Origin of the sequence: Ramlibacter sp. Leaf400 (genome assembly GCF_001424545.1) — a bacterium.
In the GTDB taxonomy this organism is placed as follows: domain Bacteria; phylum Pseudomonadota; class Gammaproteobacteria; order Burkholderiales; family Burkholderiaceae_C; genus Ramlibacter.
On record NZ_LMQL01000001.1, the window covers coordinates 347,097 to 373,628 of the forward strand.

The 26,532-nt window shown below is 71.4% G+C and carries 28 protein-coding genes; 14 read left to right on the forward strand and 14 right to left on the reverse strand.

Annotated elements, in window-relative coordinates:
* Positions 1-3: 3 nt before the first annotated feature.
* Positions 4-672: a GntR family transcriptional regulator gene (locus ASG30_RS01690; RefSeq protein WP_055891948.1), complete on the reverse strand. Its 669-nt coding sequence runs from the start codon at positions 670-672 to the stop codon at positions 4-6.
* A 65-nt stretch (positions 673-737) separates the two neighbouring features.
* Here ASG30_RS01690 and uraH point away from each other — a divergent pair, with 65 nt between their 5' ends.
* Positions 738-1,091 carry a hydroxyisourate hydrolase gene (gene uraH / locus ASG30_RS01695; RefSeq protein ID WP_055891609.1) on the forward strand — a complete coding sequence of 118 codons (354 nt, stop codon included), beginning with the start codon at positions 738-740 and terminating at the stop codon, positions 1,089-1,091.
* 4 nt (positions 1,092-1,095) lie between these two features.
* Here uraH and ASG30_RS01700 read toward each other — a convergent pair whose 3' ends face one another.
* A complete protein-coding gene (locus ASG30_RS01700) occupies positions 1,096-1,611 on the reverse strand; it encodes a hypothetical protein (protein WP_055891612.1) in 516 nt (171 codons plus the stop codon).
* Positions 1,612-1,760: 149 nt separating this feature from the next.
* Here ASG30_RS01700 and xdhC point away from each other — a divergent pair, with 149 nt between their 5' ends.
* From xdhC to ASG30_RS01720, 4 genes are all read left to right on the forward strand, one after another.
* Positions 1,761-2,570 (forward strand): xanthine dehydrogenase accessory protein XdhC, encoded by an 810-nt coding sequence (xdhC, locus tag ASG30_RS01705; RefSeq protein ID WP_055891615.1) that lies wholly within the window; start codon positions 1,761-1,763, stop codon positions 2,568-2,570.
* A gap of 19 nt (positions 2,571-2,589) precedes the next feature.
* Positions 2,590-3,792, forward strand: coding sequence for a urate hydroxylase PuuD (locus ASG30_RS01710; protein ID WP_055891618.1), 1,203 nt, complete (start codon positions 2,590-2,592; stop codon positions 3,790-3,792).
* A 139-nt stretch (positions 3,793-3,931) separates the two neighbouring features.
* Positions 3,932-4,348, forward strand: coding sequence for a secondary thiamine-phosphate synthase enzyme YjbQ (locus ASG30_RS01715; RefSeq protein ID WP_055891620.1), 417 nt, complete (start codon positions 3,932-3,934; stop codon positions 4,346-4,348).
* Positions 4,345-5,670 (forward strand): glycerate kinase type-2 family protein, encoded by a 1,326-nt coding sequence (locus tag ASG30_RS01720; RefSeq protein ID WP_055891623.1) that lies wholly within the window; start codon positions 4,345-4,347, stop codon positions 5,668-5,670. The genes ASG30_RS01715 and ASG30_RS01720 overlap by 4 nt, the downstream gene beginning before the upstream one ends.
* A 116-nt stretch (positions 5,671-5,786) precedes the next feature.
* On the opposite strand, the gene ASG30_RS01725 is transcribed toward ASG30_RS01720, so the two are convergent.
* The gene (locus ASG30_RS01725) at positions 5,787-6,062 is read right to left on the reverse strand and encodes a YkvA family protein (protein ID WP_055891627.1); all 276 of its coding nucleotides are present in this window, start codon (positions 6,060-6,062) and stop codon (positions 5,787-5,789) included.
* Between the two features lie 142 nt (positions 6,063-6,204).
* On the opposite strand from ASG30_RS01725, the gene ASG30_RS01730 reads away from it, so the two are divergent.
* Positions 6,205-7,527 (forward strand): sialidase family protein, encoded by a 1,323-nt coding sequence (locus ASG30_RS01730; RefSeq protein WP_055891630.1) that lies wholly within the window; start codon positions 6,205-6,207, stop codon positions 7,525-7,527.
* Positions 7,528-7,636: 109 nt separating this feature from the next.
* Here ASG30_RS01730 and ASG30_RS01735 read toward each other — a convergent pair whose 3' ends face one another.
* The 4 genes from ASG30_RS01735 to ASG30_RS01750 are packed head-to-tail and all read right to left on the reverse strand — an operon-like array spanning position 7,637 to position 12,942.
* A complete protein-coding gene (locus tag ASG30_RS01735; protein WP_055891632.1) occupies positions 7,637-8,050 on the reverse strand; it encodes an acyl-CoA thioesterase in 414 nt (137 codons plus the stop codon).
* A complete protein-coding gene (locus ASG30_RS01740) occupies positions 8,050-9,051 on the reverse strand; it encodes a Bug family tripartite tricarboxylate transporter substrate binding protein (protein ID WP_055891635.1) in 1,002 nt (333 codons plus the stop codon). Before ASG30_RS01740 ends, ASG30_RS01735 begins: the two co-directional genes overlap by 1 nt.
* A gap of 26 nt (positions 9,052-9,077) precedes the next feature.
* Positions 9,078-10,784: an indolepyruvate oxidoreductase subunit beta family protein gene (locus ASG30_RS01745; RefSeq protein WP_055891638.1), complete on the reverse strand. Its 1,707-nt coding sequence runs from the start codon at positions 10,782-10,784 to the stop codon at positions 9,078-9,080.
* A gap of 4 nt (positions 10,785-10,788) precedes the next feature.
* Positions 10,789-12,942 carry a thiamine pyrophosphate-dependent enzyme gene (locus ASG30_RS01750; RefSeq protein ID WP_055891951.1) on the reverse strand — a complete coding sequence of 718 codons (2,154 nt, stop codon included), beginning with the start codon at positions 12,940-12,942 and terminating at the stop codon, positions 10,789-10,791.
* Between the two features lie 88 nt (positions 12,943-13,030).
* Between ASG30_RS01750 and ASG30_RS01755 the strand changes: the two genes are divergently transcribed.
* Positions 13,031-13,936 (forward strand): LysR family transcriptional regulator, encoded by a 906-nt coding sequence (locus tag ASG30_RS01755; protein ID WP_200947218.1) that lies wholly within the window; start codon positions 13,031-13,033, stop codon positions 13,934-13,936.
* Between the two features lie 40 nt (positions 13,937-13,976).
* A complete protein-coding gene (locus tag ASG30_RS01760; protein ID WP_055891642.1) occupies positions 13,977-15,122 on the forward strand; it encodes an alpha/beta hydrolase family protein in 1,146 nt (381 codons plus the stop codon).
* Between the two features lie 189 nt (positions 15,123-15,311).
* Here ASG30_RS01760 and ASG30_RS01765 read toward each other — a convergent pair whose 3' ends face one another.
* From ASG30_RS01765 to ASG30_RS01770, 3 genes are all read right to left on the reverse strand, one after another.
* On the reverse strand, positions 15,312-15,560 hold the full coding sequence (locus ASG30_RS01765) for a hypothetical protein (protein WP_055891644.1): 249 nt from the start codon (positions 15,558-15,560) through the stop codon (positions 15,312-15,314).
* A gap of 80 nt (positions 15,561-15,640) precedes the next feature.
* Positions 15,641-15,817, reverse strand: coding sequence for a hypothetical protein (locus tag ASG30_RS22320; RefSeq protein WP_156385376.1), 177 nt, complete (start codon positions 15,815-15,817; stop codon positions 15,641-15,643).
* Between the two features lie 111 nt (positions 15,818-15,928).
* Complete coding sequence (locus tag ASG30_RS01770) at positions 15,929-16,132, reverse strand: hypothetical protein (protein ID WP_055891648.1); 204 nt, start codon at positions 16,130-16,132, stop codon at positions 15,929-15,931.
* A 246-nt stretch (positions 16,133-16,378) separates the two neighbouring features.
* On the opposite strand from ASG30_RS01770, the gene ASG30_RS01775 reads away from it, so the two are divergent.
* Positions 16,379-16,654, forward strand: a complete 276-nt coding sequence (locus ASG30_RS01775) for a hypothetical protein (RefSeq protein WP_055891650.1) — start codon at positions 16,379-16,381, stop codon at positions 16,652-16,654.
* Positions 16,655-16,664: 10 nt separating this feature from the next.
* Here the strand turns inward: ASG30_RS01775 and ASG30_RS01780 are convergent, their stop codons facing one another.
* Entirely contained in the window at positions 16,665-16,940 is a 276-nt protein-coding gene (locus tag ASG30_RS01780; RefSeq protein WP_055891653.1) for a cupin domain-containing protein, read from the reverse strand.
* 188 nt (positions 16,941-17,128) lie between these two features.
* Here ASG30_RS01780 and ASG30_RS01785 point away from each other — a divergent pair, with 188 nt between their 5' ends.
* Positions 17,129-17,326 (forward strand): hypothetical protein, encoded by a 198-nt coding sequence (locus ASG30_RS01785; protein WP_055891656.1) that lies wholly within the window; start codon positions 17,129-17,131, stop codon positions 17,324-17,326.
* A 33-nt stretch (positions 17,327-17,359) separates the two neighbouring features.
* Here ASG30_RS01785 and ASG30_RS01790 read toward each other — a convergent pair whose 3' ends face one another.
* Genes ASG30_RS01790 through xdhA form a run of 3 tightly spaced genes read right to left on the reverse strand, consistent with a single transcriptional unit; the run spans position 17,360 to position 21,699 of the window.
* Positions 17,360-17,689 carry a hypothetical protein gene (locus ASG30_RS01790; RefSeq protein ID WP_055891659.1) on the reverse strand — a complete coding sequence of 110 codons (330 nt, stop codon included), beginning with the start codon at positions 17,687-17,689 and terminating at the stop codon, positions 17,360-17,362.
* A 36-nt stretch (positions 17,690-17,725) separates the two neighbouring features.
* Positions 17,726-20,122, reverse strand: coding sequence for a xanthine dehydrogenase molybdopterin binding subunit (gene xdhB, locus ASG30_RS01795; protein WP_055891661.1), 2,397 nt, complete (start codon positions 20,120-20,122; stop codon positions 17,726-17,728).
* The gene (gene xdhA / locus ASG30_RS01800; protein WP_055891664.1) at positions 20,119-21,699 is read right to left on the reverse strand and encodes a xanthine dehydrogenase small subunit; all 1,581 of its coding nucleotides are present in this window, start codon (positions 21,697-21,699) and stop codon (positions 20,119-20,121) included. The genes xdhB and xdhA overlap by 4 nt, the downstream gene beginning before the upstream one ends.
* Before the next feature lie 99 nt (positions 21,700-21,798).
* Between xdhA and ASG30_RS01805 the strand changes: the two genes are divergently transcribed.
* The 4 genes from ASG30_RS01805 to ASG30_RS01820 all read left to right on the forward strand — a co-directional run bounded on the left by ASG30_RS01805 (position 21,799) and on the right by ASG30_RS01820 (position 26,506).
* The gene (locus ASG30_RS01805; RefSeq protein ID WP_055891666.1) at positions 21,799-22,737 is read left to right on the forward strand and encodes a LysR family transcriptional regulator; all 939 of its coding nucleotides are present in this window, start codon (positions 21,799-21,801) and stop codon (positions 22,735-22,737) included.
* Positions 22,738-22,861: 124 nt separating this feature from the next.
* The gene (locus tag ASG30_RS01810) at positions 22,862-24,400 is read left to right on the forward strand and encodes an ABC transporter ATP-binding protein (RefSeq protein WP_055891669.1); all 1,539 of its coding nucleotides are present in this window, start codon (positions 22,862-22,864) and stop codon (positions 24,398-24,400) included.
* Entirely contained in the window at positions 24,393-25,586 is a 1,194-nt protein-coding gene (locus ASG30_RS01815) for an ABC transporter permease (protein ID WP_082521816.1), read from the forward strand. Before ASG30_RS01810 ends, ASG30_RS01815 begins: the two co-directional genes overlap by 8 nt.
* Positions 25,586-26,506 carry an ABC transporter permease gene (locus tag ASG30_RS01820; protein ID WP_055891671.1) on the forward strand — a complete coding sequence of 307 codons (921 nt, stop codon included), beginning with the start codon at positions 25,586-25,588 and terminating at the stop codon, positions 26,504-26,506. The genes ASG30_RS01815 and ASG30_RS01820 overlap by 1 nt, the downstream gene beginning before the upstream one ends.
* Positions 26,507-26,532 lie beyond the last annotated feature (26 nt).

The following is a 26,532-nucleotide window of genomic DNA, read 5'->3' on the forward strand; positions in this document are numbered from 1 at the left end:
TCTCTAGGCGGCGAGCGCCTGGGCGATGTCGTGGGTGGGCGGCGGCCGGTCGAAGGCCAGGCTGGCCTCGACGTTCTGCAGGTGCTCCTCCATCAGCCGCACCGCCTTGTCGGCGTCGCGGGCGGCCAGCGCGCGCACGATCTCCACGTGCTCCTGCTGGGAGTGGTGGGCGGCGCCGGCGCGCTGGTACATCAGCGTGACCAGCGAGCTGCGCGAGATCAGGTCGCGCAGGATCTGCGCCAGCACCTCGTTGTCCATCAGTTCGGCCATGCGCACGTGGAAGTCGCCCAGCAGCTCGACGCCGCCGGCGGCATCCTGCGCGTCCACCGCGGCCTTCTCGGCGGCGACGTGCTCGCGCAGGGCGCGGATGCGTGCCGGCGTCGCTTCGCGGGCGAAGGCGCGCGCCATGCCGGCCTCCAGCATGCGGCGCACGGCGAACACCTGCCGGGCTTCCTCGACCGTGGGCGCGGCCACGAAGGCGCCGCGCGCGGGCTCCAGCGTCACCAGGCGGTTCTGCGCCAGCTGGTGCAGCGCCTGCCGCACCAGGGTGCGCGAGACGCCGAAGTGGTCGGCCAGCTTCTGCTCGGCCAGCTTGGTCCCCGGCTGCAGCCGGTGGCCGGCGATGGCCTGGGTCAGCTCCTGGACGATGACGCTGGTGGTGGTCGGCTGCACGGGGGCGATGATAGTGGCGCGCGGCAAAAGTGTATACACTTCTGTGGACCAAACGAGGAGCGCCCATGGGCCTGAGCACCCACGTCCTGGACACGATGCATGGAACGCCGGCCGCGGGCATGACGGTGGCGCTCTACACCACCCAGGGGGGAGCCGCGACGCTGGTGCGCCGCTTCCAGCTGAACAAGGATGGGCGCAACCCGGACGGTCCCCTGTACCGGGACGCCGAGTTGCGCGAGGGAACGTACCGGCTGGTGTTCGATGTCGCCGGCTATTTCCGCGGCCGGGGCGTGGACCTGCCCGAGCCGCCTTTCCTGGACCAGGTGACGCTGGACTTCGGCGTCGCCCGGCCCCAGGAGCACTACCACGTGCCGTTGCTGGTCAGCCCGTGGAGCTATTCGACCTACCGTGGCTCGTGAACGCTCAATCCTGGCCTTCGGTCAGCGTGTCCAGCTGGAAGCGGCCGCTCTTGTGCCACAGCCAGGTGTCGGTGTAGGTCACGCGGCCCATGCGCATGGGCGCGGGGTAGGGCGCGGCGGAACGGACCATCTTCTCGATCTCGGCCATCACTTCGGGCGCGTGCTTGGGCGCACGCATCCAGCTGACCTCCTTGACCAGCCCCTGGCGGTCGACCTCGACCTGCAGCACGCCCACCGCGTACAGCAGCGGCGGCATGCGGCCCTTGTAGATGCGGTCGCCGTGCAGGCCGTAGAGGTGGCCGGCGGCATCGCGGCGGTAGGCGCGCGGGGTGGCGGCCTCGGACACGCGGGCGGGGTTGGGCTCCTGGACGACGGGCGGGGGCGGCGGCTCCGGGGCCTGGACCACCGGGGGCGGCGTCGGGGCCGCGGGCTGCGGCGGAGGGGAAGAGCAGGCTGCCAGCACGGCGGCTGCGGCGATGGCCGACCAACCGGCGATGCGGATCGAAACTTCTTTCTTCATCACGTCTCCTCAGGGGCGACAAGGCCGCCCTTTTCCCGCGGACGATCATCGTCACGCCCCCGGCCAACGGGAACGGGGCAAGTACGGATGACCTTGCTTACGGCTGACAAATGTTGTTGCGTTCGGTCACGGATGAGCGGTGCGGAAACATGAATGAGTGGTCGGACACCCTCGCGCAGCAGGGTCAGGCGGTGCTCGTCACCGTCGCCTCGGTCGAGGGTTCCGGGCCGCGGGAGCCCGGCGCCTGGATGCTGGTTTTCGAGCGCGGCGAGGCCGGAACCATCGGGGGCGGGCGGCTGGAGTTCGACGCCACCACAGAAGCCCGCGAGCTGCTGTCCGCCGGCCCGGGCGCCAGGCCCCTGCAGCGCCGCTACGCACTGGGCCCCAGCCTGGGGCAGTGCTGCGGCGGCGTCGTGCACCTGGCCTTCGAACGCGTGACCGCGAACGACGTGGCGTCCTTGAAGGTGCGCCTGGCCGAGCCCGCCACGCCGGTGGCGCTGTTCGGCGGTGGCCACGTGGGCCGCGCGATCGCGCAGCGCATCGGAGGATTGCCTTTCGAGCTCACCTGGATCGACAGCCGCGACGAGATCTTCCCGGAGCAAGTGCCCGCCAACGTGCGCTGCGAATACTCCGACCCGGTGCAGCGCGCGGTGGCCGACCTCGCCCCCGGCAGCCTGGTGCTGATCATGAGCTTCAGCCACGCGGAGGACCTGGACATCCTCGCGGCGTGCCTGCAGCGGCGGCGCGAGCGCCAGGACCTGCCCTTCGTCGGCCTGATCGGCAGCAAGACCAAGTGGGCGACCTTCCGCCACCGGCTGGAGCAGCGCGGCTTCACCGGCCCCGAACTCGATGCGGTGCACTGCCCGATCGGCGTGCCCGGCCTGGCCGGCAAGCAGCCGGCGGTGGTGGCCGTCAGCGCCCTGGCCCAACTCCTGCAAGCGGCGCCGCCGCGCGCCTGACCGTCAGAAACAGACCTCCATGGAAAGCTACCTCCTCGACTGGGCCAACCTGCTGCTGCGCTGGCTGCACGTGATCACCGCCATCGCCTGGGTGGGCTCCTCGTTCTATTTCGTGTTCCTGGACTCCAGCCTCACGCCGCCGGTGGACGAGGACCTCAAGCGCCAGGGCGTGAGCGGCGAGCTGTGGGCCGTGCACGGCGGCGGCTTCTACCACCCGGTGAAGTTCGCGCTGGCGCCCCCGAAGCTGCCGGAGCACCTGCACTGGTTCTACTGGGAGAGCTACACGACCTGGATGTCCGGCTTCGCGCTGTTCGCCGTGTCCTACCTCTGGAACGCGGGCAGCTACCTGGTCGACAAGTCGCTGGTGGACTGGTCGCCGCTGGCGGCCGGGGCCACGGCGGTGGGCTTCATGGTGGTGTTCTGGCTCGCGTACGACGCGATCTGCCGGGTGTTCGGCGAACGCGAGAAGGGCGACACCATCGTCGGCGCACTGGTCGCAGTCCTGGTCGCCATCGCCGCCTGGCTGGCCTGCCACTGGTACCCGGGCCGCGCCGCCTTCCTGCTGGTGGGGGCGATGGTCGCCACGGCCATGAGCGCCAACGTGCTGTTCTGGATCATCCCGGGCCAGCGCAAGATGGTCGCCGCCATCCGCGAGGGCCGGCCGGTGGACCCGATCCACGGCAAGCGCGGCAAGCAGCGCAGCGTGCACAACACCTACTTCACGCTGCCCGTGCTGCTGGCCATGCTGTCCAACCACTACAGCTTCCTGTGGAACCACCCGCGCAACTGGCTGGTGCTGATCCTCCTGATGTTCGCGGGCGCGGCGATCCGCCAGTTCTTCGTGCTGCGCCACGGCTGGAAGCTGGGCCGCAACCGGCATCCGGCGCCCTACGCCGCGGTCGGCGTGGTGGCCATCGTCGCCACCGCGATCTGGCTGGCCCCCGCGCCCGGCGCCGCGGTGGCCGCGGCCGCGCCGCAGGCGGCGGGCTACGCGCAGGTCAAGCCCATCCTGGAGCAGCGCTGCTACCAGTGCCACGGTGCGCAGCTGCAGATGAAGAACGTGCGGCTGGACTCGCCCCAGGCGCTCAAGCAGCACGCGGCCAACGTCTACCAGCAGACCGTGGTGACGCGGCTCATGCCGCTGAACAACGCCACCGGCCTCACCGAGCAGGAGCGGGCCGTGGTCGGGCAGTGGTTCCGCGACGGCGCCAAGGTCGACTAGGGCCACCGCTTGTCGAAGTTCCGTCATCCCCGCGAAGGCGGGGATCCAGTGCTTCCCTCAGCAGCGTCGCAAGACGCACGCCCTGGATTCCCGCCTCCGCGGGAATGACGGCATTTTTCCGGCGGCACAATCGGCCGCTGTGCACCACCAGGCCACGCTCCAGTTCGCCACCTCCGGCCGCGGCACCCGCAGCATCACGCAGGCGGTGGCCGGCGTCGTCGCCACCTCGGGCGTGCGGACCGGCCTGGTCCACCTGTTCGCGCAGCACACCAGCTGCGCGCTGGTGATCACCGAGAACGCCGACTCCGACGTGCGGCGCGACCTGGAGACGGTGCTCGCGCGCCTCGCGCCCGACGGCGACCCCGCCTACCGACACGACACCGAAGGCCCCGACGACATGGCCGCGCACGCGCGCACCGTGATCAGCGGCGAGTCGCTCACGGTGCCGATCGGCGGCGGCCGGCTGCTGCTGGGCACCTGGCAAGGCCTCTACCTCTGGGAACACCGCACGCAGCCGCAGCAGCGCAGCGTGGTGGTCACCATCCTTGGCGAATGAACATGAACCTGCCGCCCGATCCCGACCGCGACCCGCGCGCCTTCCTCGAACACCTCTACCGCGCCGCCGTGCGCCGTGCGCTGCCGCTGCACAACACGGCCGCCTTCCTGCCGCCGCCGCCACGCGGCCGCACGGTGGTGCTGGGCGCCGGCAAGGCCGGCGGCGCCATGGCCCAGGCGGTCGAAGCGCTGTGGCCGAAGGAGGCGCCGCTGTCCGGCCTGGTGGTCACCCGCTACGGCCACACGCCGCCGCGGCCCGAGGGCCTGCCGCAGCGCATCGAGGTGGTCGAGGCTTCCCATCCCGTGCCCGACGCCGCCGGTTTGGCGGCGGCGCAGCGCATCGTCGCGCTGGCGCACGGCCTCACGGCCGACGACCTGGTGCTGTGCCTGATCTCGGGCGGTGGCTCGGCGCTGCTGACGCTGCCGGCCGAAGGCCTGACGCTGGAGGACAAGCAGCGCATCAACCGCCAGCTGCTGGACAGCGGCGCCCACATCGGCGAGATGAACTGCGTGCGCAAGCACCTGTCGCGCATCAAGGGCGGGCGGCTGGCCGCGGCCTGCGCGCCGGCGCGCGTGGTGACGCTCACCATCAGCGATGTGCCGGGCGACGACCCTTCCGTGATCGCCAGCGGACCGACGGTGCCGGATGCGACCAGCTGCGCCGATGCGGTGGCCATCCTGCAGCGCTATGGCATCGACGTGCCGGGGGCGGTCATGAGCCTGCTCGAGCAAGGCGCGCTGGAGACGCCCAAGCCGGGCGACGCCGCGTTCGCCGGCCAGGCGGTCCACATGATCGCCACGCCGCAGCAGTCGCTGGAAGCGGCCGCGGCCGAGGCCCGCGCGGCCGGGCTGGCGGCCTACATCCTCAGCGACGAGATGGAAGGCGAATCTCGCGAGGTGGGCAAGGTGCAGGCGGCGCTGGCGCGCGCGGTGGCGCGGCGCGGCGAGCCGTTCGCGCGGCCTTGCGTGATCCTGTCGGGGGGCGAGACGACCGTCACCGTGCGCAAGCAGCCCGAAGGCACGCCGCGCGGACGTGGCGGTCGGGCCGGCGAGTTCTGCCTGGGGCTGGCGCAGGCGCTGCAGGGGCAGGCGCAGGTGTGGGCGCTGGCGGCGGACACCGACGGCATCGACGGGATGGAGGACAACGCGGGGGCGTTCGTCGCGCCGGACACGTTGCAGCGGGCAGCGGCCGCCGGGATGAAAGCGGACCTGCACCTGGACCGCAACGATGCGTATGGGTTCTTCAGCGGGATCGGGGATCTGGTCGTCACGGGGCCGACGCACACCAACGTCAACGACTTCCGGGCGATCCTGGTTTTGTAGCCCGTCGCCCGCGCGAAGGCCCGTCATCCCGCGGAGGCGGGAATCCAGTGCATCCGTCTTCGCCTCGGAGTGCCCTCACCCCAGCCCTCTCCCAGGGGGAGAGGGAGCAAGACGGGTCAGGCCCCGCGTCGCTGGGAGGTCGCTCGCGACAGCTCCGGCGGCAGGCGCTTGAGCAGCCAGCGGATCGCCAGCGGCACCAGCACCAGGTCGTCCATCGCGCCCAGGAACGGGATCGCGTCCGGGATCAGGTCGATCGGCGAGAACAGGTACAGCGCGATCAGCGCCGTGCCCCACTTGAGCCAGGCCGGCGCGGCGGGATGGCGCAGCGCGAACCACAGCTGTCGCGCGTCGCCACGCACCACGGTCCACAGCAAGGTCAGGCGTTTGAACATTCGGTCTGGACTCCACGTCGCCCCTCGGGCGCACCGCGAAGTTTGCGGCCCGCGGGCCGCATTGCAAGACGCGGGAACCGGGCGTTACACCTGAGCGTCGACCGGCATTGAAACCGCCGCCCGCGCCAGCCCTCCAAGCGGGATGGTCTCGCGCCGATCGCTCCTGGCCGTACCCCTCGTCGCGGCGCTGCCGCTGCGGCTCGCGGCTTCCGAGCCGCGCCCTGCCGTGCAGTGGCAGGCGCCGGTCGAGCTGGCACGGGGCCGCGGCGAGCGCGGGCTCTGGCGGCAGAACGATTCGCGCTACGACTTCGTCGATGACCCGGCCGTGGCGCTGGCACGGGATGGCGCGATGGTCGTCGCCTGGGTGGACCAGGCGCGCAAGGCCGTGCTCGTGCAGCGGCGCGATGTTGGCGGCGCGCCCTCGGGGTCGCCGATCGAAGTGCCGGGCAACCCGAAGGCGTTCTCCTGGATCCCGCGCATCGCCCTGGCGCCCGACGCGCCGCGCACCGCGTACCTGCTGTGGCAGGAGATCATTTTTTCCGGCGGCTCGCATGGCGGCGAGATGTTGTTCGCGCGCTCGACGGATGGAGGCCGCAGCTTCTCGTCGGCCTCGAACCTCTCGGCCTCCCCGGGCGGCGACGGCAAGGGACGCATCACGCCCGAGTACTGGCACAACGGCAGCTACGACCTGCTGGCGGCAGGCGAGGGCCGCGTGTGGGCGGCCTGGACCGAGTACGACGGGCCGTTGTGGATCGCGCACTCGGCCAAGGGCGGTGAGTCCTTCGGCAGGCCGGTGCGCGTGGCGGGCGGTGCGGGCCAGCGTCCGGCCCGCGCACCTGCGTTGGCGATGGCGCGAGACGGCGCCGTGCTGCTCGCCTGGACCGAGGGCGACCATGCGGAAGCCGACATCCAGCTGGCCCGCTCCTCCGACGGCGGCACGTTCGACGCGCCCGTCGTCGTGCGCAGCCCTGGCTATTCCGACGCGCCGCGCCTGGCGGTCGACCGACAGGGCGTGGTGCACCTGGTTTGGGGCGAGAGCGAAGGCGGGCCGTTCCGGCGGCAGCGCGTGCTGTACGCGCGTTCGCGCGATGGAGGCCGGCGTTGGGAGGCGCCGCGCACTGTGGTCGGCTCTGGGGCCGCGGCCTCGATCGGCGCGGGCTTTCCTTCCCTGGGCCTGGATGCGAATGGGGGAGTGGTCGTCCTGGCCGAATTGCAGGAAGACCTGAGGCAGCGGCCGCGTGGGCTGGCCTTCGCCGTGTCGACGGATGGGGGTGCGACCTTCGCCGCGCCACAGCTCGTCCCGAACAGCCGCGATCCCGGCGGCGGCTTCAATGGGAGCAGCCAGGGGCTGCTGGTTCCGAAGCTCGCGGTGAACGCGCGGGGTGACGTCGTGGTGGTGAACAGCGCGCTGAGCGAAGGTTCGCACAGTCGCGTGTGGCTGGTCGGGGGGCGCCTTATGCGATAGCCCCAACCCGTCATTCCCGCGGAGGCGGGAATCCCGTGCGTCCGCCTTCAGCGGACTTCATGGAAGCACTGGATCCCCGCCTCCGCGGGGATGACGCACGGCAAAGAACTCACTCGCACAACCCCCGCACCGACTCCGGAACAGGCAGCGCAAAGATGCCCCCACCCTCCCGCCGCCCGGCGAAGATGCGAACCTCCTCGCACTCCATCAGCAGCTCCTCGCCCTTCATCACCCGGTAGCGCTGCACGAAACTCTTGCCGCGCCACTCGGCGATGCTCACGCGGATCTGCAGCGTGTCGCCATACGTCGCCGTCTTGATGAACCGCGCGTGCGTGTCCACCAGCGGCGTGCCGATCACGCCCAGCGTCTTCTCGGTCTCGGTCCAGGGCGGCACGCCGCACTCGATGAAGAAGTGCCGCGAGGCCGCGTCGATCCAGCGGAAGAAATTGGGGAACCAGACGATGCGGGCCGGGTCGCAGTCGCCGAACTCGACCCGCTGGGTGTAGACGATTTCCCTGGTCATCAGTCGGCCGCGATCTTGCGTTCCTTGATGATCGCGCCGAAGCGCCTGGAGTCCTCCAGCGCCTTGGCGCCGAACTCCGCCGCCGGGATCGGCAGCGCCTCGCCGCCCATGGCGACGATGCGGTCCTGCAGCGCCTTGGTGCGCAGCACCTTGTTGATCTCGGTGTTGAGGCGGTTGACCACGTCGACCGGCGTGCCGGCGGGGGCGTAGAAGCCGAACACGGTGTCCGCGTCGAAGTTCTTCAAGCCCGCCTCGTGCAGCGTGGGCACGTCGGGGAACAGCGGCGAGCGTTTCATGCTGCCCACCGCCAGCAGCTTGAGCCGGCCGCTCTTCGCATGCTGCAGGCCGATGCCCGGGTCGAAGTAGAAGTCGAGCTGGCCGGCCAGCAGGTCCTGCAGCGCGGGCGCCGCGCCGCGGTAGGGCACGTGCACCGCGAACAGGCCGGCCTGGCTCTTCATCATCTCGGCGGCCAGGTGCGGCGAGCTGCCGTTGCCGGGCGAGCCGAACGACAGCTTGCCGGGGTTGGACTTCACGTACTGGATGAACTGCTTGACGTCGGCCGCCGGCAGCGAGGGCTTGGCCATCAGGTAGACGGCGACACGCGCGGCCGCGGCCACGGGTACCAGGTCCTTGGCCGGGTCGAACGACATCTTGGCGTACAGGTGCGGATTGACCGACACCATGCCGCCCGAGCTCATGAGCAGGGTGTAGCCGTCGGGCGCGCTGCGGGCGACCACTTCGCCGCCGATGTTGCCGTTGGCGCCGGCGCGGTTCTCCACCACCACCGGCTGGCCCAGCGCTTCCGAAAGCGGCTGGCCGACGGCACGGGCCAGCTGGTCGGCCGCGCCGCCGGGCGGGAAGTTGACCACCACGCGGATCGGCTTGCTCGGCCAGGCGCCCGCCGGGGCGCCCTGGGCCATCGCGAGCGGCGCGGACAGCAGGCCGCCGGCCAGGGCGGCCGCGAGCAGCGCCCGGCGGGAGGTGGATCGGATTGCACGCATGTCGGTCTCCTTCGTTCGTATTCGGGTCAGGCGGCGGGCCGCGCGGCCGCGGCCGCGGCCGGTTTCTTGCGGATGAAGCGGATCGGCTGCGGACGGACCTCGCGGGCGGGCGCGCCGTGCTGCTGCAAGGTGGCATCGAGCGCGCGGCCGGCGTCGTCGGCCAGGGCGGCCGCGCGCGCTTGCGCGATGGCCTTGGCGGCGAGCGCGGGATCCGGCCGGCCCGCCAGGTGGTCGAGCACGTGCAGCAGGTTCTCCTTGCCGCGCTCGTTGGTGGCGCCGTAGCCCTTGATCAGGCGGCCGCACAGGGCGATCTCGTGGCCCAGGGCCCAGCCGCGCTTCGTGCCCTGCAGCACGCCGTCGAGCCAGCGGCCCATCATCTGCTGCTCCATCGCGAAGCGGCTGCCGCGCACGCGCAGCCACTTCAGGCTGGCCAGCGTGCGCAGCGCCAGCATCCCGCCGGCCGTGTGGGTGCCGACCTTCAGCGGCATCGCCCAGGGCTCGCGGCCGGCGCCGATGCGGCGGCGGTCCCAGGCGACCAGCCGCCGCGCGAGCGAAGGCGGCAGCAGGGCCGCGAACTCGGGCACGCCGGGCTTGAAGTGGTCGTACACCTTGAGCAGGTCGTCCTGCGCCGGCTTGACTTCCCCGCGCACGCGCTCCCAGCGGCTGGCGCGGCTCTTGAGGTCGGCGACGCGCACGATGTCGTCGAAGGCCATCCACAGGGCCAGCCAGCGGGCCATCTCGCGGGTGATGGCGTAGGCGTTGGCGCCGGTGGGGTCGGCTTCGCGTTCGGCGGCGAGGACCTGGTTGAGGCGCTTCAGGTACAGGTCGGCGTAAGGGCGGTCCTGGTAGTCGACGAGGCGTGCGTAACCGAGGGTGGCGAATTCGCGCACGGGGTCGGGGAAGCCCTGGATCCCCGCCTTCGCGGGGATGACGGCATGTTTGTCATTCCCGCCCTTCCCGTCATTCCCGTCATTCCCGCCCATCCCGCCCATCCCGTCATTCCCGTCATTCCCGCGCAGGCGGGAATCCAGTGCTTCCGCTCCCCCTCCCAGCACCTGCGACACGAACGCCGCCTTCTGCCTTTGCCCCGCCACGATCTCGAACGCCCGCGCGAACCCTCGCAGGCTCGCCTGCGCCGACGCATTCGCCTTCTCGTGCGGCACGCCTCCGCGCACCACCTCCTCGTAGAAGCGCCGCTCGAACGGCAGCAGCCCGCTGCCCGCGATCGCGCCCAGAAGAACCGAACTGACCACCGTGCCGCACTCGCGCGCGACGGCGCTCATGTCGAACACCTGGTGCTCGCGGCTGAAGGCCTGCACCAGCTTGAGCAGCTCGGCCGCATCGGTGCGGCCGTCGGCCAGCTGCATGCGCTCCTGCGTGGTCAGCTGGCGGGCGGTGGAGCTCAGCACGCGGGTGCGGTCCGGCGAGGCCATGCCGTTGCCGATCTGGCGCGCCGTCTCCAGCAGCTCCGACGACACCAGCGCGTCGAGCGCGCCGGGCACCGGGCTCAGGCTGAACACCGGCTTGCGGCCGCCGAGTCCGGCCAGCGGCACCGGGAAGACTTCCAGGTAGTAGGTGGTCGCGCCGGTGCGCTGCGCCACGCCGGGGATGGACGTGGCCTGCGCCGCGTAGCCGGCGCGACGCGCCGTCTCCACCAGCCATTCGGTGAGCACGCCGCCGCCTTCGCCGCCCAGGGCGCAGACCAGCAGGGTGAGGGGTCGTTGGGTGTTCATGGCTTCAGGCGGGCTGCAACGCACGGACGAAGGCGCCGCGCAGGGAGTGGAACAGGCGTTCGTGCCAGCGCGGGTTCTGCACGACCTCGGCACGGTAGAAGCTGGGGCACAGCGTGGCCGCATGGGCGTTGGCGCCGCACAGGCCGCAGCCCACGCAGCCGTCGATCACGGTGGCGACCGGGTCGACCTTGAGCGGGTCGGGGTTGTCCTTGAGCGTGAGCGTCGGGCAGCCGGACAGGCGGATGCAGGCGTGGTCGCCGTTGCACACGTCCTCGTCGACGCCGTACTTGACGCGCACCACGCGCTTGCCCTTCTTCAGCAGGCCGGCGATCCAGGGCTTGATGCGGCGCTGGCGCTCCAGCTGGCATTCGCCTTCGGCCACGATCACCTTCAGGCCGTTGAAGTCGCTGGTGAACGCCTCGATCAGCGTGCGGCGCATCGCCTCCACCTCGTAGGTGTGGACGGTGCGCATCCACTGGATGCCCAGGCCCTGCAGCGTCGACTCGATGGTGCGGTTGGTGTGGACCACGCTCTTGCTCTTGTCGCCGCCCTCGAACTTCGCATCGTCGGCCGGCGTGGAGATGATCTCCTGCGTGCCCGTCGCCGAGGTGTAGCCGTTCTTGAAGATCAGCAGGACCGCGTCGTCGCCGTTGAAGAGGGCGCTCTGCACGCCGGTGAGCAGGCCGTTGTGCCAGAAACCGCCGTCGCCCATGATGGCCAGCGTGCGCTTCTGCATCATGGGCGACACGCCGGCGCGGCTGGCCAGGCTCATGCCGTAGCCCAGGATGGAGTGGCCCATGGAGAAGGGCTCGAAGGTGCCGAAGGCATGGCAGCCGATGTCGGCGGCCACGTGCACCGGGCCCATCTGCTGCTGCGCCAGCTTGAGCGCAGCGAACACCGGGCGTTCGGGGCAGCCGATGCAGAAGCTCGGCGGGCGCGCGGGCAGGGGTTTGGCGAGCAGGGCGGTGGCCGCTTCGCGGCGTTCGCGGTTCGCGGTGAGCCAGCGCTTGGCGGTTTCCGGGCCTTCGCCCGGCAGGTAGCTGGAAGCGAACTGCGTCAGGCCCTGCGACAGCACCTCCACCGTGTACTCGCCGCCCGAAGGCAGCAGGTCCTTGCCGTGCAGGCGCGTCTGCAGGTCGCGCCGGCGCAAGTGGGTGGCGATCTCCTGTTCGATGTACTCGGGCTGGCCTTCCTCGACCACCAGCACGGCGCGCTTGCCGGCGCAGAACTCGGCGACCTGCTCGGGCACCAGCGGACAGGTGACGTTCAAGACCAGCAGCGGGATCTCGCTGGCGCCGAAGGCGTCGGCCAGGCCCAGCTGCTGCAGGCTGCGCACCAGCGCGTTGTACAGGCCGCCCTGGACGATGATGCCCACGTCCTCGTGGCGCCCGGGCATCAGCTCGTTGAGCCGGTTCTCCACGATGTAGCGGCGCGCCGCCGGGATGCGCTCCTCGGCCTTGAGCTTCTCGTGCCGGAAGGTCACCGGCGGGTGCGCCAGGCGCATGTAGTCGAAGGCCGCCGGCTGCTCCATCAGCTGCCGGGTCGACACCGCCGGCGGCAGGTTGTCGCGGGCCTCGAAGCTGCCGCGCACGTGGCAGGCGCGGATGCGCAGCTCCAGGATGGCCGGCATGTTGGAGGCCTCCGACAGCCGGAAGCCGTGCTCGACCATGTCCACCATCTGCGGCAGGTCGGGCCGCGGGTCCAGCAGGCACATGGTGGACTTGAGCGCGTAGGCGTGGGTACGCTCCTGGATCACCGAGGCGCCTTCGCCGTAGTCCTCGCCCACCACGATCAGCGCGCCGCCCTTGACGCCCGGCGACGACAGGTTGGACAGCGCATCGGACGCCACGTTGGTGCCCACGATGGACTTCCAGGTCACCGCGCCGCGCAGCGGGTAGTGGATCGAGGCGCCCAGCATCGCGGCCGCGGACGCCTCGTTGGAGCAGGCCTCCACGTGCACGCCCAGCTCGTCCAGGTAGGGCTTGGCCTGGACCATCACGTCCAGCAGGTGGGAGACGGGCGCGCCCTGGTAGCCGCCGACGTAGGCGACCCCGGACTGCAGCAGCGCCTTGGTGATGGCGAGGATCCCCTCGCCGTGGAACACCTCGCCCTGCTTGAGGCGCAGCTGTTCGATTTCCTTGCTGAAAGAGACTTCCAAGATGCGGCTCCGGTCGGTGCAGCCGGCGAGTGTGCGCTTCGTGCCGGTATCCATCAATACAATGAACCGACTAAGCGTCATAAGCAGGATGCATCTCAACGACGTCGACCTCAACCTGCTGCGGCTGTTCGATGCGGTCTACCGGGCGCGCAGCGTGAGCCGCGCCGCCGAACGCCTGGGGCTCACCCAGCCGGCCGCCAGCCAGGGGCTGCAGCGGCTGCGCACGCTCATCCGCGACCCGCTCTTCATGCGCGCGGCCGGCGGCGTGCAGCCCACGCCCAAGGCCGAGCGGCTGGCGCCCGCGGTGGCCAGTGCGCTGGCCACGCTGGAGCTGGCGCTGGGCGAATCGGCGGGGTTCGAGCCGGCGCGGGCGCAGCGCACCTTCCGCATCCACATGAGCGACATCGGCGAAGGCCGCTTCCTGCCCGAGCTGATGGTGGCGCTGCGCGAGCAGGCGCCCGGCGTGCGCATCGAGACGCTGCCGCTGCGCCGCGAGGAGATCGCCGACGCGCTGGACGCCGGCCGCATCGACTTCGCCTTCGGCTTCCTGCCCACGGTGCGGGACACGCAGCGTTCGGAGCTGCTGCGCGACCGCTACATCGTGCTGCTGCGCGAGGGCCATCCCTTCACCCGCAAGCGCCGCACCGGCGCGGCCCTGCTGCAGGCGCTGCGCGAACTCGAGTTCGTCAACGTGCGCACCCATTCGGACACGCTGCGCATCCTGCAGCGGCTTCGGGTGGAGGAGCGGCTGCGGCTGACCACCGAGCACTTCATGGTGCTGCCCGCCATCGTGCGCGCCACCGACCTGGCGGTGATCATGCCGCGCGACATCGCGCTCGGCTTCGCGGCCCAGGGCGGCTACGCCATCGTCGAGCCGCCGGTGGCGGGGCGCGACTTCACCGTGTCGCTGCACTGGAGCCGCCGCTTCGAGGCCGAGCCGGGCAATGCCTGGCTGCGCGGGCGCATCGAGGCGCTGTTCCGCGAAGGCGACTGAGGCCACAATCGTCGGCCCAGGACCCGGAGAACCCGCCGACATGACCGCACCGCCGCTTCAGCTCGCCGTCATCGACGTCAAACCGGGCGCCGCGCTGGAGAGCCAGTCGGGCCTGCAGATGCTGCGCCCGCGCATCTACGGCGCCTGGGCCGAGCCCGTGGGCCCCAAGAAGGTGGCGGCCATCGTCATGCACCCCACCAGCAACTTCATGGGGCACTACCTGATCGGGCCGCTGGCCGACCGCGGCGTCACCTGCCTGGGGCTGAACTCTCGCTACGCCGGCAACGACACGCTGCTGCTGATGGAGCGCGTGCTGCAGGACCTGGGCGCGGGCGTGCAGTTCCTGCGATCGGAGGGCTACGACAAGGTGGTGCTGGTGGGCAACTCGGGTGGTGCTTCGCTCGCGGCCTTCTACCAGGCGCAGGCCGAGCACCTGACGATCGACCGCCTGCTGGACGGCGACCCGGCCGGCCTGTCGCCGCAGGACCTGCCGCCGGTGCAGGGCCTGGCGCTGTGCGCGGCGCACGAGGGCCGCTCGCACCTGATGCGGCGCTGGATCGATCCCTCGGTGTTCGACGAGGCCGATCCGCTGTCGGCCAACCCCGACCTGGACATGTATGACCCGGCCAACGGGCCGCCGTACTCGCCGCAGTTCCTGGCGCGCTTCCAGGAGGGGCAGCAGTCGCGGTTGAAGCGCATCGACACCTGGGTCGAGCACCGCCTCGCGCTGCTGCGCAGCCTGCGCACGCCGGGCAGCCCGCGCGACCAGGTGTTCGTCATCCACCGCACGCATGCCGACCCGCGCTGCCTGGACCTGTCGCTCGACGCGAACGACCGCGAGGTCGGCAGCGTGTGGGGCGCGGGCGCGGCCGGGGCGCGCGCGGTGAACTATGCGGCCAGCCAGATGGGACGCATCACCTCGCTCACGGCATTCCTCTCGCAGTGGTCGCCGCGCAGCCGCGCCGACGGGCCGTCCAACCTGGCCCGGACCTCGGTGCCGGTGCTGCTGCACACCTACACGGGGGACCAGTCGACGTTTCCCAGCACGCGCGATGCCTGGCTCGCGGCCGCCACGGGCCGCATCCGCAACATCGACGTGAAGGGGGGCAACCACTACCTGGCGGGGCAGCCGCAGCTGGTGGCGCAGGTGGCCGACGACATGGCCGCCTGGATGAAGGCCCTCTAGCGGCGCGGGGCCGCGGGGGCGTGGCGCAGGGCGCGAGGCAAGCCCCTTGCGGGGCCGACGGAGCGCCCATGCGGTTCCCAGTCCGTCTCACCTCCCGGTATCGGGATGTTCGAAAAGGCATGTTGCGGCTGCCTCAGCGGCGGCCCTGTAGGAGAGGAAGGCGAGTTGACGGGCTGAGCGGACTACAGCTCAGCCTGCGGGGCGGCGGCGCGGCGAGGGCACGGACTCCTTCACCAGCGTCGCGAACTCCTGAGAGGACATGGTGACCGTGCCGGCATTGCCGGAAGGCGACCAGAAATCCATGCGCGCCACGAACCAGTGGGCGCTGTCGGTGGTGCGAGCGATCGGCATCAGCTCGCGCACGACCCACAGGCGCCCGTGCGGATCGCGCAGGCGCTGGCCGACGTGGACGGGGATTTCCTGCACGGGGGAGCCCATGCCCGGAACGTACAACGGAAGAGGTAGCCGGCGTGTAGGAAAGAACCCCGGGTGGGCGCTTGCCGGCCCCGAGTGTCCGATCAGCGCGACGGCGGGTCGGGGTCGCGCGGCCCGCGGGGGTTGCGGGACTGCTCGAGCTTCTTCCAGGCCTCCAGCGCGCTGGCCGAGCCGCGGCCCGAGCGGCCCGCACCCGTCTGCGGCCGGGTTTCGCCGGCCGGGCGCTTGCTGCTGGCGGGGGGTGGGGGCTTGCGTTCCATGTCGCACCTGGACATGGAAGTGTTCGCGGCCCCCGGCCTGCTGGAGGTCGGAATGTGCACCGCATGTGCGTGCGATGCGAACCGGGCCGCGCGTAGGACCGGACAGACGCGTCAGTCCCGGCTGCCGGGGCCTACCGTGGGGTCGTCCTGGACGCGCTGGGACTCCTGCTCGCGCAGGTGGGTCAGCACGCTGGCCATGCCTTCGCCGCTGCGGGGGCGACGGCGGCCGGCCGCGCCCGTGGGTTCGTCCTGTGCCCGCTGCTCCTGCTGCCGGGCTTCGTCCTGATTCTCTTTTCTTACGTCTTTCTCATTCATCCGGGTACCGCTGATCCACGCATTCGATGGCCCGCACCTTAGTCGGCAATCGCTCGTCCGTGTGTCAGCCGCCGCCGACAACGCCTGAGCGTCGCGATTCAAGCTGTACCGAATCGCAATGGATGGGTTGGGGCTTTGTGGGGCTGGCGCATCGCGCACGCGCAGCGCGCCACGGAGGCTCGGCTTTACGGCGCTACCGGCTTCCCGGCGCATGGACACCGGACGACCGGACCCCATGATGAGCTGATGCTCCACACCCCCACTTCGGCCGCGCCGATGGCCGCCCGCCGCAGCGTACAGGCGGGCCTCTGGATGTTCTTCGCCGGGACGATCGCCCTCTTGTGCGGCCTGCTCGCGCAGCTGGGGGCGCAGCGCACCGCCGGCACGCTGGCCGACCGCTTCCCCGACTGGCCGACTTTCTTCGTGCCGGAATCGGCGGCCGGCTACACGGCCGCGCTGACGATGGTGTGCTGGGGCGTCTGGGCCCTGGGCCGCGGCCTGCGCCTGGCGCGCGAAGGCTAGGAGCAGGCTCCTAGGCGTTGCGCCGCGCGACCCAGTAGGTCGCGCCTTCGCTGCCGTAGCGCTCGGTGTGCGGCACGTTCGCATCGAGCTGGAAGCTCGCGCCGGGCAGCAGGTGGCGGTCGTCCAGCCACATCTCGCCCTGCACCACCAGCGCCTCGACGCCGAACGGGTGGGTGTGGCTCTCCAGCACCGTGCCCGGCGCCCACTGGCGTTCGAGCACCTCGTCGAAGCCGCGGGCCAGCGCGTCGCGCCGGAACTCATCGAAGGTGACGGCGGGGGTTTCCATGCGCGGATTCTCGTCCCGCGCGCGCCGCCTTGCACGCGGCGGCGAGCCCGCCTCCTGCAAGCGGCGCCTTCCCTTCGCCCCCACGCCGCGCCGTTCTCCGCCCCCAACAACGGCAGGCTTCCTACAGCCGGCGCGGGGCGGCTACCGGACCATGGCTGCCAACCACCAACGCCACCACGGAGCCCGCCATGTCCCCCGAGACTTCCACCCCCCTCGTCGCCATCGCCAGGCCGATGCCGGCCAGCGGCTGGACGTCCTGGGCGCCCGAAGTCGCGGAAGCGTACGAGCCCATCGACGCGGAGGCCGCGACGGTCGGCCTGCTCGGCGGCGTGGCCAGCCTGCTGATGTGGGGCTGCGCCAGCCTGCTGGCGGTCTGGTACCTCTGAGATCCCCGGAAAGCGAAGCACCTGCCGCGCGTGTCAGCCGCGCAGCAGGCTTTCGGCCTGCGCGGGCGTGATGCGCAGCAGGTAGCCGTGCGCCAGCGCGCGGGCGAAGTGCCGCACGCCGCTGGGCTGGTGGCGCAGCGAGACGCGATAGGCCTCGACCTCCGCCCACAGGCGGAAGGCCGGGCAGGTGAAGTAGAACCACCAGAACCGCAGCAGCCCCACCTCGCGCATCTGCCGGCAGTGCACGGCCTCGTGCGCCAGCAGGCCGGCATCGGTGCGCACGCGCGGATGCACGAAGACCAGGCCCGGCGCGACGGTCATCCCGTCGGCCCAGAACAGCAGCGAGGTGCTCACGATGCGCATGCGGGCATTCTGCCCGGCCACGCAGGGTTCAGGTGCTCATCGGCAGGATGAGTCGAGCGCGCGCAGGACGTTCTCCGCCGTCGCGGGCGCCACCAGCGCCGAGGCGTTGCCGCGCGCGGCATGCACCGCATCGCGGATCGCCTCCCAGGCGCTGATCGCCAGCATGAAGGGCGGCTCGCCCACGGCCTTGCTGCCGCCGACGTTGTCCTCGCGGTTGCCCTCGGGCCACAGCTCGACCACGAAATGCTCCGGCACGTCGCCGGTGGCGGGGATCTTGTAGGTGCTGGGCGCGTGCGTGGCCAGCACGCCCTTGTCGTTCCAGACCAGCTGTTCGGTGGTGAGCCAGCCCACGCCCTGGATGAAGCCGCCCTCGATCTGCCCGAGGTCGATGGCCGGGTTCAGCGAGGTGCCCACGTCGTGCAGGATGTCCACCTTCAGCAGCCGGCTCTCCCCGGTGAGCGTGTCGATCGCCACCTCGCTGCAGGCCGCGCCGTAGCTGAAGTAGTAGAACGGCCGGCCGGTGAGCGTCACCTTGTCGTAGTGGATCTTGGGCGTGCGGTAGAAGCCGTCGCTCCACAGCTGGATGCGGTTGGCGTAGGCGGCCTTGACCACCTCGTCGAAACTGCGCGTGCTCTTGGGCGAGATCACCTGGCCCGCGCGGAACGACACCGCCCCCGCGCCGCAGCCATCGAGGCCGGCGACGAAGGCCGCCAGGTTGTCGCGCACGTTGCGCGCCGCGAACTGGGCGGCGCGGCCGTTGAGGTCGGTGCCGCTGGACGCCGCCGTCGCCGACGCGTTGGGCACCTTGCCCGTCTCGGTCGGCGTGCAGCGCACGCGCTCGAAGGGCACGCCCAGCTCGTCGGCCACGACCTGCATCACCTTGGTGTGCAGACCCTGGCCCATCTCGGTGCCGCCGTGGTTGACCTGCACGCTGCCGTCGGTGAACACGTGCACCAGCGCGCCGGCCTGGTTGAAGAAGGTGGCGGTGAAGCTGATGCCGAACTTGACCGGCGTGATGGCGATGCCGCGCTTGATCACCGCGCTGCCCTCGTTCCAGGCGGCGATCGCCTGCCGGCGCGCGCGGTAGGCGGATGAGCGCTCCAGCTGCGAGATCAGCGGCCCGAGGATGTTGTCCTCGACCTTCATGCGGTAGTGCGTGACGTCGCGCTCGCCCACGCCGTACAGGTTGGCCTTGCGCACGTCCAGCGGATCGCGGCCCAGGTGGCGCGCGATGTCGCCGAGGACGGCCTCGATCAGGATCACGCCCTGAGGCCCGCCGAAGCCGCGGAAGGCGGTGTGGCTCTGGGTGTTGGTGCGGCAGCGGTACGAGGCGATCTCCACGTCCGACAGGTAGTAGGCGTTGTCGGTGTGGAAGATGGCGCGGTCGGCCACCGGGCCGGACAGGTCGGCCGAGAAGCCGCAGTTGGCCAGCATGGTGAGCTTGAGCGCGGTGAGCCGGCCGTCGTCGTCGAAGCCCGCTTCCCAGTCGTAGGCGAAGGGGTGGCGCTTGCCGGTCACCAGGAAGTCGTCGTCGCGGTCCAGGCGCAGCTTGACCGGCCGCTTGAGCTTGCGAGCGGCCAGCGCGGCCCAGACGGCCATGTGGCCGGCCTGCGTCTCCTTGCCGCCGAAGCCGCCGCCCATGCGCCGGCATTCGACCGTGACCGCGTTGTTCTCCAGGCCGAGCGCATGCGCCACCCAGTGCTGCACCTCGCCGGGGTGCTGGGTGCTGGAGTGGATCCACCACTGGTCCTGCTCCAGCGGCAGCGCGTAGGCCACCTGGCCTTCCAGGTAGAAGTGCTCCTGGCCGCCCACCTCCAGCTGGCCGGCCAGGCGGTGCCTGGCGGCGGCGAGCGCCGCTTCCGGCTCGCCGCGGCGCACCACCACGGGCGGCAGCACGTAGCTCTGCGCGGCATGGGCCTGCCGCACGTCGAGCACGGCCGGCAGCGGCTCGATGTCCAGCTGCACCTGGCGCGCCGCGCGGCGCGCCTGCATCACCGTGTCGGCCACCACCAGGCCGACCACCTGGCCGACGTGGCGCACCTCGTCGATGGCGAAGATCGGCTCGTCGTGCACGAAGGTCGCGAGGATGGGATCGCCGGGGATGTCGCGCGGCAGCACCACGCCGCGCACGCCGGGCAGGGCCTGTGCCTTGCGCGTGTCGACCCCGCGCAGCCGGCCGTGCGGCACCGTCGAGAGGATGGGCGCCGCGTGCAGCGTGCCCTTCACCTCGGGAATGTCGTCGACATAGGTCGCGGTGCCGGCCACCTGGGCGCGGGCGCTCTCGTGCGGCCGCGCGTGGCCCACCGCCGGCCGCGGCGACGCCGGGGCGTGCGCGGAGCGCGTGGCCGGCGCCAGGTTGCGCTCGCCCGCGTCGGCCGGGCCGGCCGGTCCGCCGCCGGTGGCGGAGGTGAATTCGTCGTCGCGCGCGGTCATGCGGCCAGCTCCTGCAGGCGGAACTGCTCGAGGTTGATGGACGTGGCCCCCTGCGATTCGAGCCAGAAGCGCTGCATCAGGTTGCCCAGCACCTGGCTGCGGTAGCCGGCGCTGGCGCGCATGTCGGAGATCGGCTGGAACTCCTCGCGCAGGAGTTGCGCTGCCTCGCGCGCGGTGTCGATGGTCCACTGGCGGCCGGCCAGGAAGGCTTCGGTGCGGGAGGCGCGGACCGGCGTGGCGGCCACGCCGCCGGCGCCGATGCCGATGCGCGCCACGCGGCCACCGTCCAGTTCCAGCCGCACGACCAGGCACACGGCCGAGATGTCGTCGTCGAAGCGCTTGGAGATCTTGTAGGCGCGCAGGAACTCGGCGGGGCGCGGCCGCGGCACCAGGATCCAGGCCACCAGCTCGTCGGGTGCGAGCACGGTGCGCCGGTAGCCCGTGTAGAAGGCCTCCAGCGGCAAGTGGCGGCTGGCGCCCTCTTTCATCAGCACCAGCTGCGCGTCCAGCGCGATCAGGAGCGGCATGGAGTCGCCGATGGGGGAGCCGTTGGCGACGTTGCCGCCCAGCGTGCCCGCGTTGCGCACCGGCAGCCCGGCGAAGCGGTTGGCGAAGGTCTTGAGCTGCGGCCGCTGCGCGACCAGGGCCGCGTAGGCGTCGGTCAGCGTGACGGCGGCGCCGATGGCGATGTGGTGCTCGTAGTCCTCGATGCGGCGCAGCTCGCGGGCGCGCGTGACGTCCAGGACCTGGGCGAAGCGCTGGTGCTGCTTGGTGACCCACAGGCCGACGTCGGTGCAGCCGGCCACGACCTGGGCCTGCGGATGGGCGGCGCGGGCGGCGAGGAGCCCTTCGAGGGATTCGGGGGCGAGGTAGGACGATGTTTCGGTCCCCGTCATTCCCGCGGTCCCCGTCATTCCCGCGGAGGCGGGAATCCAGGGCTCCCGCCTTTCGTCGCCCTGGGAGGGAAGCACTGGGTTCCCGCCTCCGCGGGAATGGCGAAGTTGGGGTTCGGCGGAATGACGGGCTTGTTCGAGCAGGGAGAGCACCTCGGCCTCATCCACCGCCACCCTCGGCAACTCCCCCATCCGCTGCGCCGCCTCCAGGATCGGCCGGTACCCCGTGCAGCGGCACAGGTTGCCCGACAGCTCTTCCTGCGCCAGCTCCCGCGTGATGCGGCGGCCGGGGACCACATGGTTCTGGTACATGCCGAACAGGCTCATCACGAAGCCCGGCGTGCAGAAGCCGCACTGCGAGCCGTGGCACTGCACCATGGCCTCCTGCGCGGGATGCAGCTGGCCGTCGTCGCCGGCCAGGTCCTCGACCGTCCACAGCGCGCGGCCGTCGACCGAATGGGCCAGCTGGATGCAGCTGTTGACGGCCTTGCAGTGCAGCCTGCCGTCGCGCTCCTCGCCCAGCACGACGGTGCAGGCGCCGCAGTCGCCTTCGCCGCAGCCTTCCTTGGTGCCGGTGGCGCCGAGGTCCTCGCGCAGCACCTCGAGGAGCGTGCGGTCGGGTGGTACATTGCCCAGCGCGACGGGCTCGCCACGGCGGATGAATCGGATGGTCTTGGGATGCATGCAGGCGGCAGGAGGAAGGACCCTCGGGTTTCGGGAGCGTAGAACGCCAGCATGCCACCGGCATAAGCCGTGCCATATGAAAACCATGCCGGTGGGGGTATGAGGGACCAGGCGCTTTTCGACAAGATCGATCTCCATCTCATCCGGGTCCTGCACACCGTGCTGACAGAACGCAGCGTCTCCCGCGCAGCCTTGCGGCTGGGCATGCACCAGCCCCAGGTGTCGGCGGCACTCAAGCGCCTGCGCGAACTCGCGGGAGATCCCCTGCTGGTGCGATCGGGCGCCAGCATGGTGCCCACCGACGCCGGGCTGCGCATGGTGGACCCCAGCGCCAGCATCCTGCAGGCGGCCGAATCCCTGTTCAGCGATGCGCGCGGATTCGACCCCGCCACCGCCACCCACACCTTCCGCCTGGCCGCGAGCGACTACCTGGACCCGCAGTTCCTGCCCGGCCTGGTGGCCGACCTGAAGCAGGCCGCGCCGCGCACCCGCATCGAGATCCATCCGCTCTCGCCCGACGGCCACTACCACGAGCGGCTGGCGCAGGGCGACACCGACGTGGTGATCGGCAACTGGCTGCAGCCGCCCGGCGACCTGCACCGCGGCGAGCTGTTCACCGACGAAGTCGTGTGCCTGGTGGCGCGCGACCATCCGGCGGTGCGCCGCGGCTGGTCGCTGGACGACTGGCTGGCCTCGGAGCACGTCGCGCCCACGCCCACCCACCCCGGCGCGCGCGGCGTGATCGACGAGCACCTCGAAGGCCTGGGCCTGGCGCGCAACATCACGGCGCGCTGCGCGCACTTCGGCCTGATCCCCGCCATGGTCGCTTCCAGCCTGCTGGTGATGACGACCGGCCGCCAGTTCTGCGAGCGCTACCTGGGGCGGCTTCCCGTCACCGTGCTCGCGCCGCCGGTGGACTTCCCGCCGCTGACGTACTACCAGCTCTGGCACGAGCGCAGCCACGCCTCGGCGGCGGCGCGCTGGCTGCGCGGGCGCATCAAGGCCGTGGCCGGCCGCCTGAGGACGGACCCAGCATGAGCAACTCTTCCATCGCCGTCATTCCCGCGAAGGCGGGAATCCAGAGCGTCCGCCTTCAGCGGACTTCGATGGAAGCACTGGATCCCCGCCTTCGCGGGGATGACGAAAAGAAGGGGCTGGCCCGATGAGCGCAACCCCTCGCCTGCTGCTGCAGGGCATCACCAAGCGCTATCCGGCCGTGGTCGCCAACGACGGCGTGTCGCTGCAGGTGCTGCCCGGGCAGACGCACGCCGTGCTGGGCGAGAACGGCGCCGGCAAGTCCACGCTGATGAAGATCATCTACGGCTCGGTCAAGCCCGATGCCGGCCAGGTGCTGTGGAACGGCCAGCCGGTGCAGGTGCGCAACCCGCACGAGGCGCGCGCACTGGGTATCAGCATGGTGTTCCAGCACTTCAGCCTGTTCGACACGCTGACCGTGGCCGAAAACGTCTGGCTCGGGCTGGGCAAGGAACTGAAGCTCGCCGAAGTCGCGCGCCGCATCGAGGCCAAGGCCGCCGAGTACGGGCTGCACGTCGACCCGTCGCGGCCGGTGCACACGCTGTCCGTGGGTGAGATGCAGCGGGTGGAGATCATCCGCGCGCTGCTGACCGACCCGCAGCTGCTGATCCTGGACGAGCCGACCTCGGTGCTCACGCCGCAGGCGGTGGAGAAGCTGTTCGTGGTGCTGCGCCAGCTCGCGTCGCAGGGCTGCAGCATCCTGTACATCAGCCACAAGCTGCACGAGATCCGCGAGCTGTGCGACGCCTGCACCGTGCTGCGCGGCGGCCGCGTCACCGGCGAATGCGATCCGCGCCAGGAGAGCAACGCCTCGCTCAGCCGCATGATGATCGGCGCCGAGCCGCCGCAGCTGGAACACCGGGAGCACGCGCCGGGCGAGGCGGTGCTGCAGGTCGACGGGCTCACGCTGGAGCGCGACTCGCCCTTTGGCGTGGACCTGGAAGGCATCGCGCTGCAGGTGCGCGCCGGCGAAGTGGTCGGCATCGCCGGCGTCTCGGGCAACGGCCAGCGCGAGCTGCTCTACGCGCTGTCGGGCGAGGACACGCGGGCGGCGGCGCCGTCGGTCCGCGTCGCGGGCCAGCCCGCCGGGCGACTGGGTCCGGCGCAGCGACGGCGGCTGGGCCTGCACTTCGTGCCGGAGGAGCGGCTGGGCCGCGGCGCCGTGCCCTCGCTGGGGCTGGCGCACAACCTGATGCTCACCCGCACCGACGCGGTGGGGCGGGCCGGCTGGATCGACGTCAAGGGCCTGCGCACGCAGGCGCAGGACGTGATCCGCCGCTTCAACGTGAAGGCGGGCGGGCCCGACGCGGCGGCGAAATCGCTGTCGGGCGGCAACCTGCAGAAGTTCATCGTCGGGCGCGAGATCGACGCGAATCCCAGGCTGCTGGTGATCTCGCAGCCGACCTGGGGGGTGGACGTGGGCGCCGCCGCCCAGATCCGCGGCGCGATCCTGGCGCTGCGCGACGCCGGCTGCGCCGTGCTGGTGGTCAGCGAGGAACTGGAGGAACTGTTCGAAGTGAGCGACCGGCTGCATGTCATCGCCAAGGGGCGCCTGTCGCCGTCGCTGCCCCGCCGCGAGGCGACGGTGGAGAAGATCGGCGCGTGGATGAGCGGCCTGTGGGACGCGCCCGCCGAAGTCGCCGCACGGGAGGCCGCCGATGCTTAGGCTGGAAGCACGGCCCGAGGCCTCGCGGGTCTGGAGCATCGCCTCGCCGCTGCTGGCGCTGGCGCTCACCGTCGTCATCGGCGTGCTGCTGTTCCTGGCGCTGGGCAAGGACCCGGTGCGCGGGCTGCAGGTGTTCTTCTGGGAGCCGATCAAGTCGCCGTACGCGCTGGGCGAGCTCACGGTGAAGGCGACGCCGCTGCTGATCATCGCGCTGGGCCTGGCGGTGTGCTTCCGCTCCAACGTCTGGAACATCGGCGCCGAGGGCCAGTTCGTGCTGGGCGCCATCCTGGCCGGCGGCGTGGCGCTGATGGCGGACAAGACCACCGGGCGCTGGATCGTGCTGGCCATCCTGCTGGCCGGCGTGGCGGGCGGCATGCTGTGGGCCTCGCTCACCGCGCTGCTGCGCGACCGCTTCAACGCCAACGAGATCCTGGTCAGCCTGATGCTGGTGTACGTGGCCGAGCAGCTGCTGTTCTACCTGGTGTTCGGGCCCTGGAAGGACCCGGGCGGCTACAACTTCCCGCAGACCAAGACCTTCGCTTCCGTCACGCAGATCCCGCGGCTGATGCAGGGCTCGCGCGTGAGCATCGGGGTGCTGGTGGCGCTGGCCGGCGTGGCGGCGCTGTGGGTCTTCCTGTTCCGCACCCGGGCCGGCTTCGCGCAGCAGGTGGGCGGGCTGGCGCCGGCGGCGGCGCGTTACGCGGGCTTCTCTTCGCGGCGGGCGCTGTGGCTGGCGCTGCTGGTGAGCGGCGGCTGCGCGGGGCTGGCGGGTGCTCTGGAGGTGGCGGGGCCGATCGGCCAGCTCACGCCCTACGTGCCGGCCGGCTACGGCTTCGCGGCCATCATCGTGGCCTTCGTCGGCCGGTTGCACCCGGTGGGCATGGTGTTCTCGGCGGTGCTCATGAGCATGTTCTACATCGGGGGCGAGCTGGCGCAGAGCCGGCTGGGGCTGCCCAAGTCGCTCACGGGGGTGTTCCAGGGGCTGCTGCTGTTCACGCTGCTGGCGTGCGACACGCTGATCGCGTACCGGGTGCGGTGGACGAAGGCCGTCGTTCCCGCGCAGGCGGGGACCCCGCGCGGCGCGCCGGCGGTGGCGGGGAAGGCGGAAGCACTGGATTCCCGCCTCCGCGGGAATGACGTTGCGGTGGGTCGCCTGCGCGGGGACGACGGGAAGGAGGCGGTGTGATGGACAGCTACGCACTGCTCCTGGCGGCCACCCTCAACGCGGGCACGGTCCTGGCGCTGGCGGCGCTGGGCCTCCTGGTCAACGAGAAGGCCGGCATCGTCAACCTGGGTGCCGAAGGGATGATGCTGTGCGCCGCGCTCGCCGGCTTCGTGACGGTGGTGCACACCGGCAGCGACGTGCTGGGCTTCGTGGCCGGCGCGGCGGCCGGGGCCACGCTGGCCGCCCTGTTCGGCCTGCTGGTGATCTGGCTGAACACCAACCAGTACGCCACCGGCCTGGCGCTCAGCCTGTTCGGCGCCGGCTTCTCGGCCTTCGCCGGCATCCGCTACGTGCAGGAAAAGCTGCCCGAGCGGCCGCGGTTCTCCATCCCGGTGCTGGGCGACATCCCGCTCGTGGGCCCCGCGCTGTTCCGCCAGCACCCGATGGTGTACCTGGCCATCGCCCTGGTGGTGTTCCTGGTCTGGTTCCTGTACCGCTCGCGCGCCGGCCTGGTGCTGCGCTCGGTGGGCGAGTCGCCCGACTCGGCGCATGCGCTGGGTTACCCGGTGCGCCGCATCCGGATGATGGCGGTGGTCGCGGGCGGCGCCCTGTGCGGCCTGGCCGGCGCCTACCTGGCGGTGATCTACACGCCGCTGTGGGTGGAAGGCATGGTCGCCGGACGCGGCTGGATCGCGCTGGCGCTGACCACCTTCGCCACCTGGCGGCCGGCCCGGGTGCTGCTGGGCGCCTACCTGTTCGGCGGCGTGACGATGCTGCAGTTCCACCTGCAGGGCAGCGGCGTTGAAGTGCCCAGCCAGTTCCTCACGATGCTGCCCTACCTGGCCACCATCGTGGTGCTGGCGCTGATCTCCCGCAACCCGGCCTGGATCCGCATCAACATGCCGGCTTCGCTTGGGAAACCCTTCCATCCGGGCACATAATTTGCGCTTTCGCCTCCACCTTCTTC

Excerpts from the sequence above, each read along its gene's own strand:
- ASG30_RS01710 (WP_055891618.1), top strand. The coding sequence starts at position 2,590 with ATGGAAAGCTACCTCCTCGACTGGGCCAACCTGCTGCTGCGCTGGCTG.
- ASG30_RS01700 (WP_055891612.1), bottom strand. The coding sequence starts at position 1,611 with ATGAAGAAAGAAGTTTCGATCCGCATCGCCGGTTGGTCGGCCATCGCC.
- xdhA (WP_055891664.1), bottom strand. The coding sequence starts at position 21,699 with ATGCATCCCAAGACCATCCGATTCATCCGCCGTGGCGAGCCCGTCGCG.
- ASG30_RS01765 (WP_055891644.1), bottom strand. The coding sequence starts at position 15,560 with ATGGGCTCCCCCGTGCAGGAAATCCCCGTCCACGTCGGCCAGCGCCTG.
- ASG30_RS01760 (WP_055891642.1), top strand. The coding sequence starts at position 13,977 with ATGACCGCACCGCCGCTTCAGCTCGCCGTCATCGACGTCAAACCGGGC.
- ASG30_RS01790 (WP_055891659.1), bottom strand. The coding sequence starts at position 17,689 with ATGCGCATCGTGAGCACCTCGCTGCTGTTCTGGGCCGACGGGATGACC.
- ASG30_RS22320 (WP_156385376.1), bottom strand. The coding sequence starts at position 15,817 with ATGGAACGCAAGCCCCCACCCCCCGCCAGCAGCAAGCGCCCGGCCGGC.
- ASG30_RS01755 (WP_200947218.1), top strand. The coding sequence starts at position 13,031 with ATGCATCTCAACGACGTCGACCTCAACCTGCTGCGGCTGTTCGATGCG.
- ASG30_RS01810 (WP_055891669.1), top strand. The coding sequence starts at position 22,862 with ATGAGCGCAACCCCTCGCCTGCTGCTGCAGGGCATCACCAAGCGCTAT.
- ASG30_RS01785 (WP_055891656.1), top strand. The coding sequence starts at position 17,129 with ATGTCCCCCGAGACTTCCACCCCCCTCGTCGCCATCGCCAGGCCGATG.
- ASG30_RS01740 (WP_055891635.1), bottom strand. The coding sequence starts at position 9,051 with ATGCGTGCAATCCGATCCACCTCCCGCCGGGCGCTGCTCGCGGCCGCC.
- xdhB (WP_055891661.1), bottom strand. The coding sequence starts at position 20,122 with ATGACCGCGCGCGACGACGAATTCACCTCCGCCACCGGCGGCGGACCG.
- ASG30_RS01725 (WP_055891627.1), bottom strand. The coding sequence starts at position 6,062 with ATGTTCAAACGCCTGACCTTGCTGTGGACCGTGGTGCGTGGCGACGCG.
- ASG30_RS01815 (WP_082521816.1), top strand. The coding sequence starts at position 24,393 with ATGCTTAGGCTGGAAGCACGGCCCGAGGCCTCGCGGGTCTGGAGCATC.
- ASG30_RS01770 (WP_055891648.1), bottom strand. The coding sequence starts at position 16,132 with ATGAATGAGAAAGACGTAAGAAAAGAGAATCAGGACGAAGCCCGGCAG.
- ASG30_RS01775 (WP_055891650.1), top strand. The coding sequence starts at position 16,379 with ATGCTCCACACCCCCACTTCGGCCGCGCCGATGGCCGCCCGCCGCAGC.
- ASG30_RS01735 (WP_055891632.1), bottom strand. The coding sequence starts at position 8,050 with ATGACCAGGGAAATCGTCTACACCCAGCGGGTCGAGTTCGGCGACTGC.
- ASG30_RS01720 (WP_055891623.1), top strand. The coding sequence starts at position 4,345 with ATGAACATGAACCTGCCGCCCGATCCCGACCGCGACCCGCGCGCCTTC.
- ASG30_RS01730 (WP_055891630.1), top strand. The coding sequence starts at position 6,205 with ATGGTCTCGCGCCGATCGCTCCTGGCCGTACCCCTCGTCGCGGCGCTG.
- uraH (WP_055891609.1), top strand. The coding sequence starts at position 738 with ATGGGCCTGAGCACCCACGTCCTGGACACGATGCATGGAACGCCGGCC.
- ASG30_RS01745 (WP_055891638.1), bottom strand. The coding sequence starts at position 10,784 with ATGAACACCCAACGACCCCTCACCCTGCTGGTCTGCGCCCTGGGCGGC.
- ASG30_RS01805 (WP_055891666.1), top strand. The coding sequence starts at position 21,799 with ATGAGGGACCAGGCGCTTTTCGACAAGATCGATCTCCATCTCATCCGG.
- xdhC (WP_055891615.1), top strand. The coding sequence starts at position 1,761 with ATGAATGAGTGGTCGGACACCCTCGCGCAGCAGGGTCAGGCGGTGCTC.
- ASG30_RS01780 (WP_055891653.1), bottom strand. The coding sequence starts at position 16,940 with ATGGAAACCCCCGCCGTCACCTTCGATGAGTTCCGGCGCGACGCGCTG.
- ASG30_RS01820 (WP_055891671.1), top strand. The coding sequence starts at position 25,586 with ATGGACAGCTACGCACTGCTCCTGGCGGCCACCCTCAACGCGGGCACG.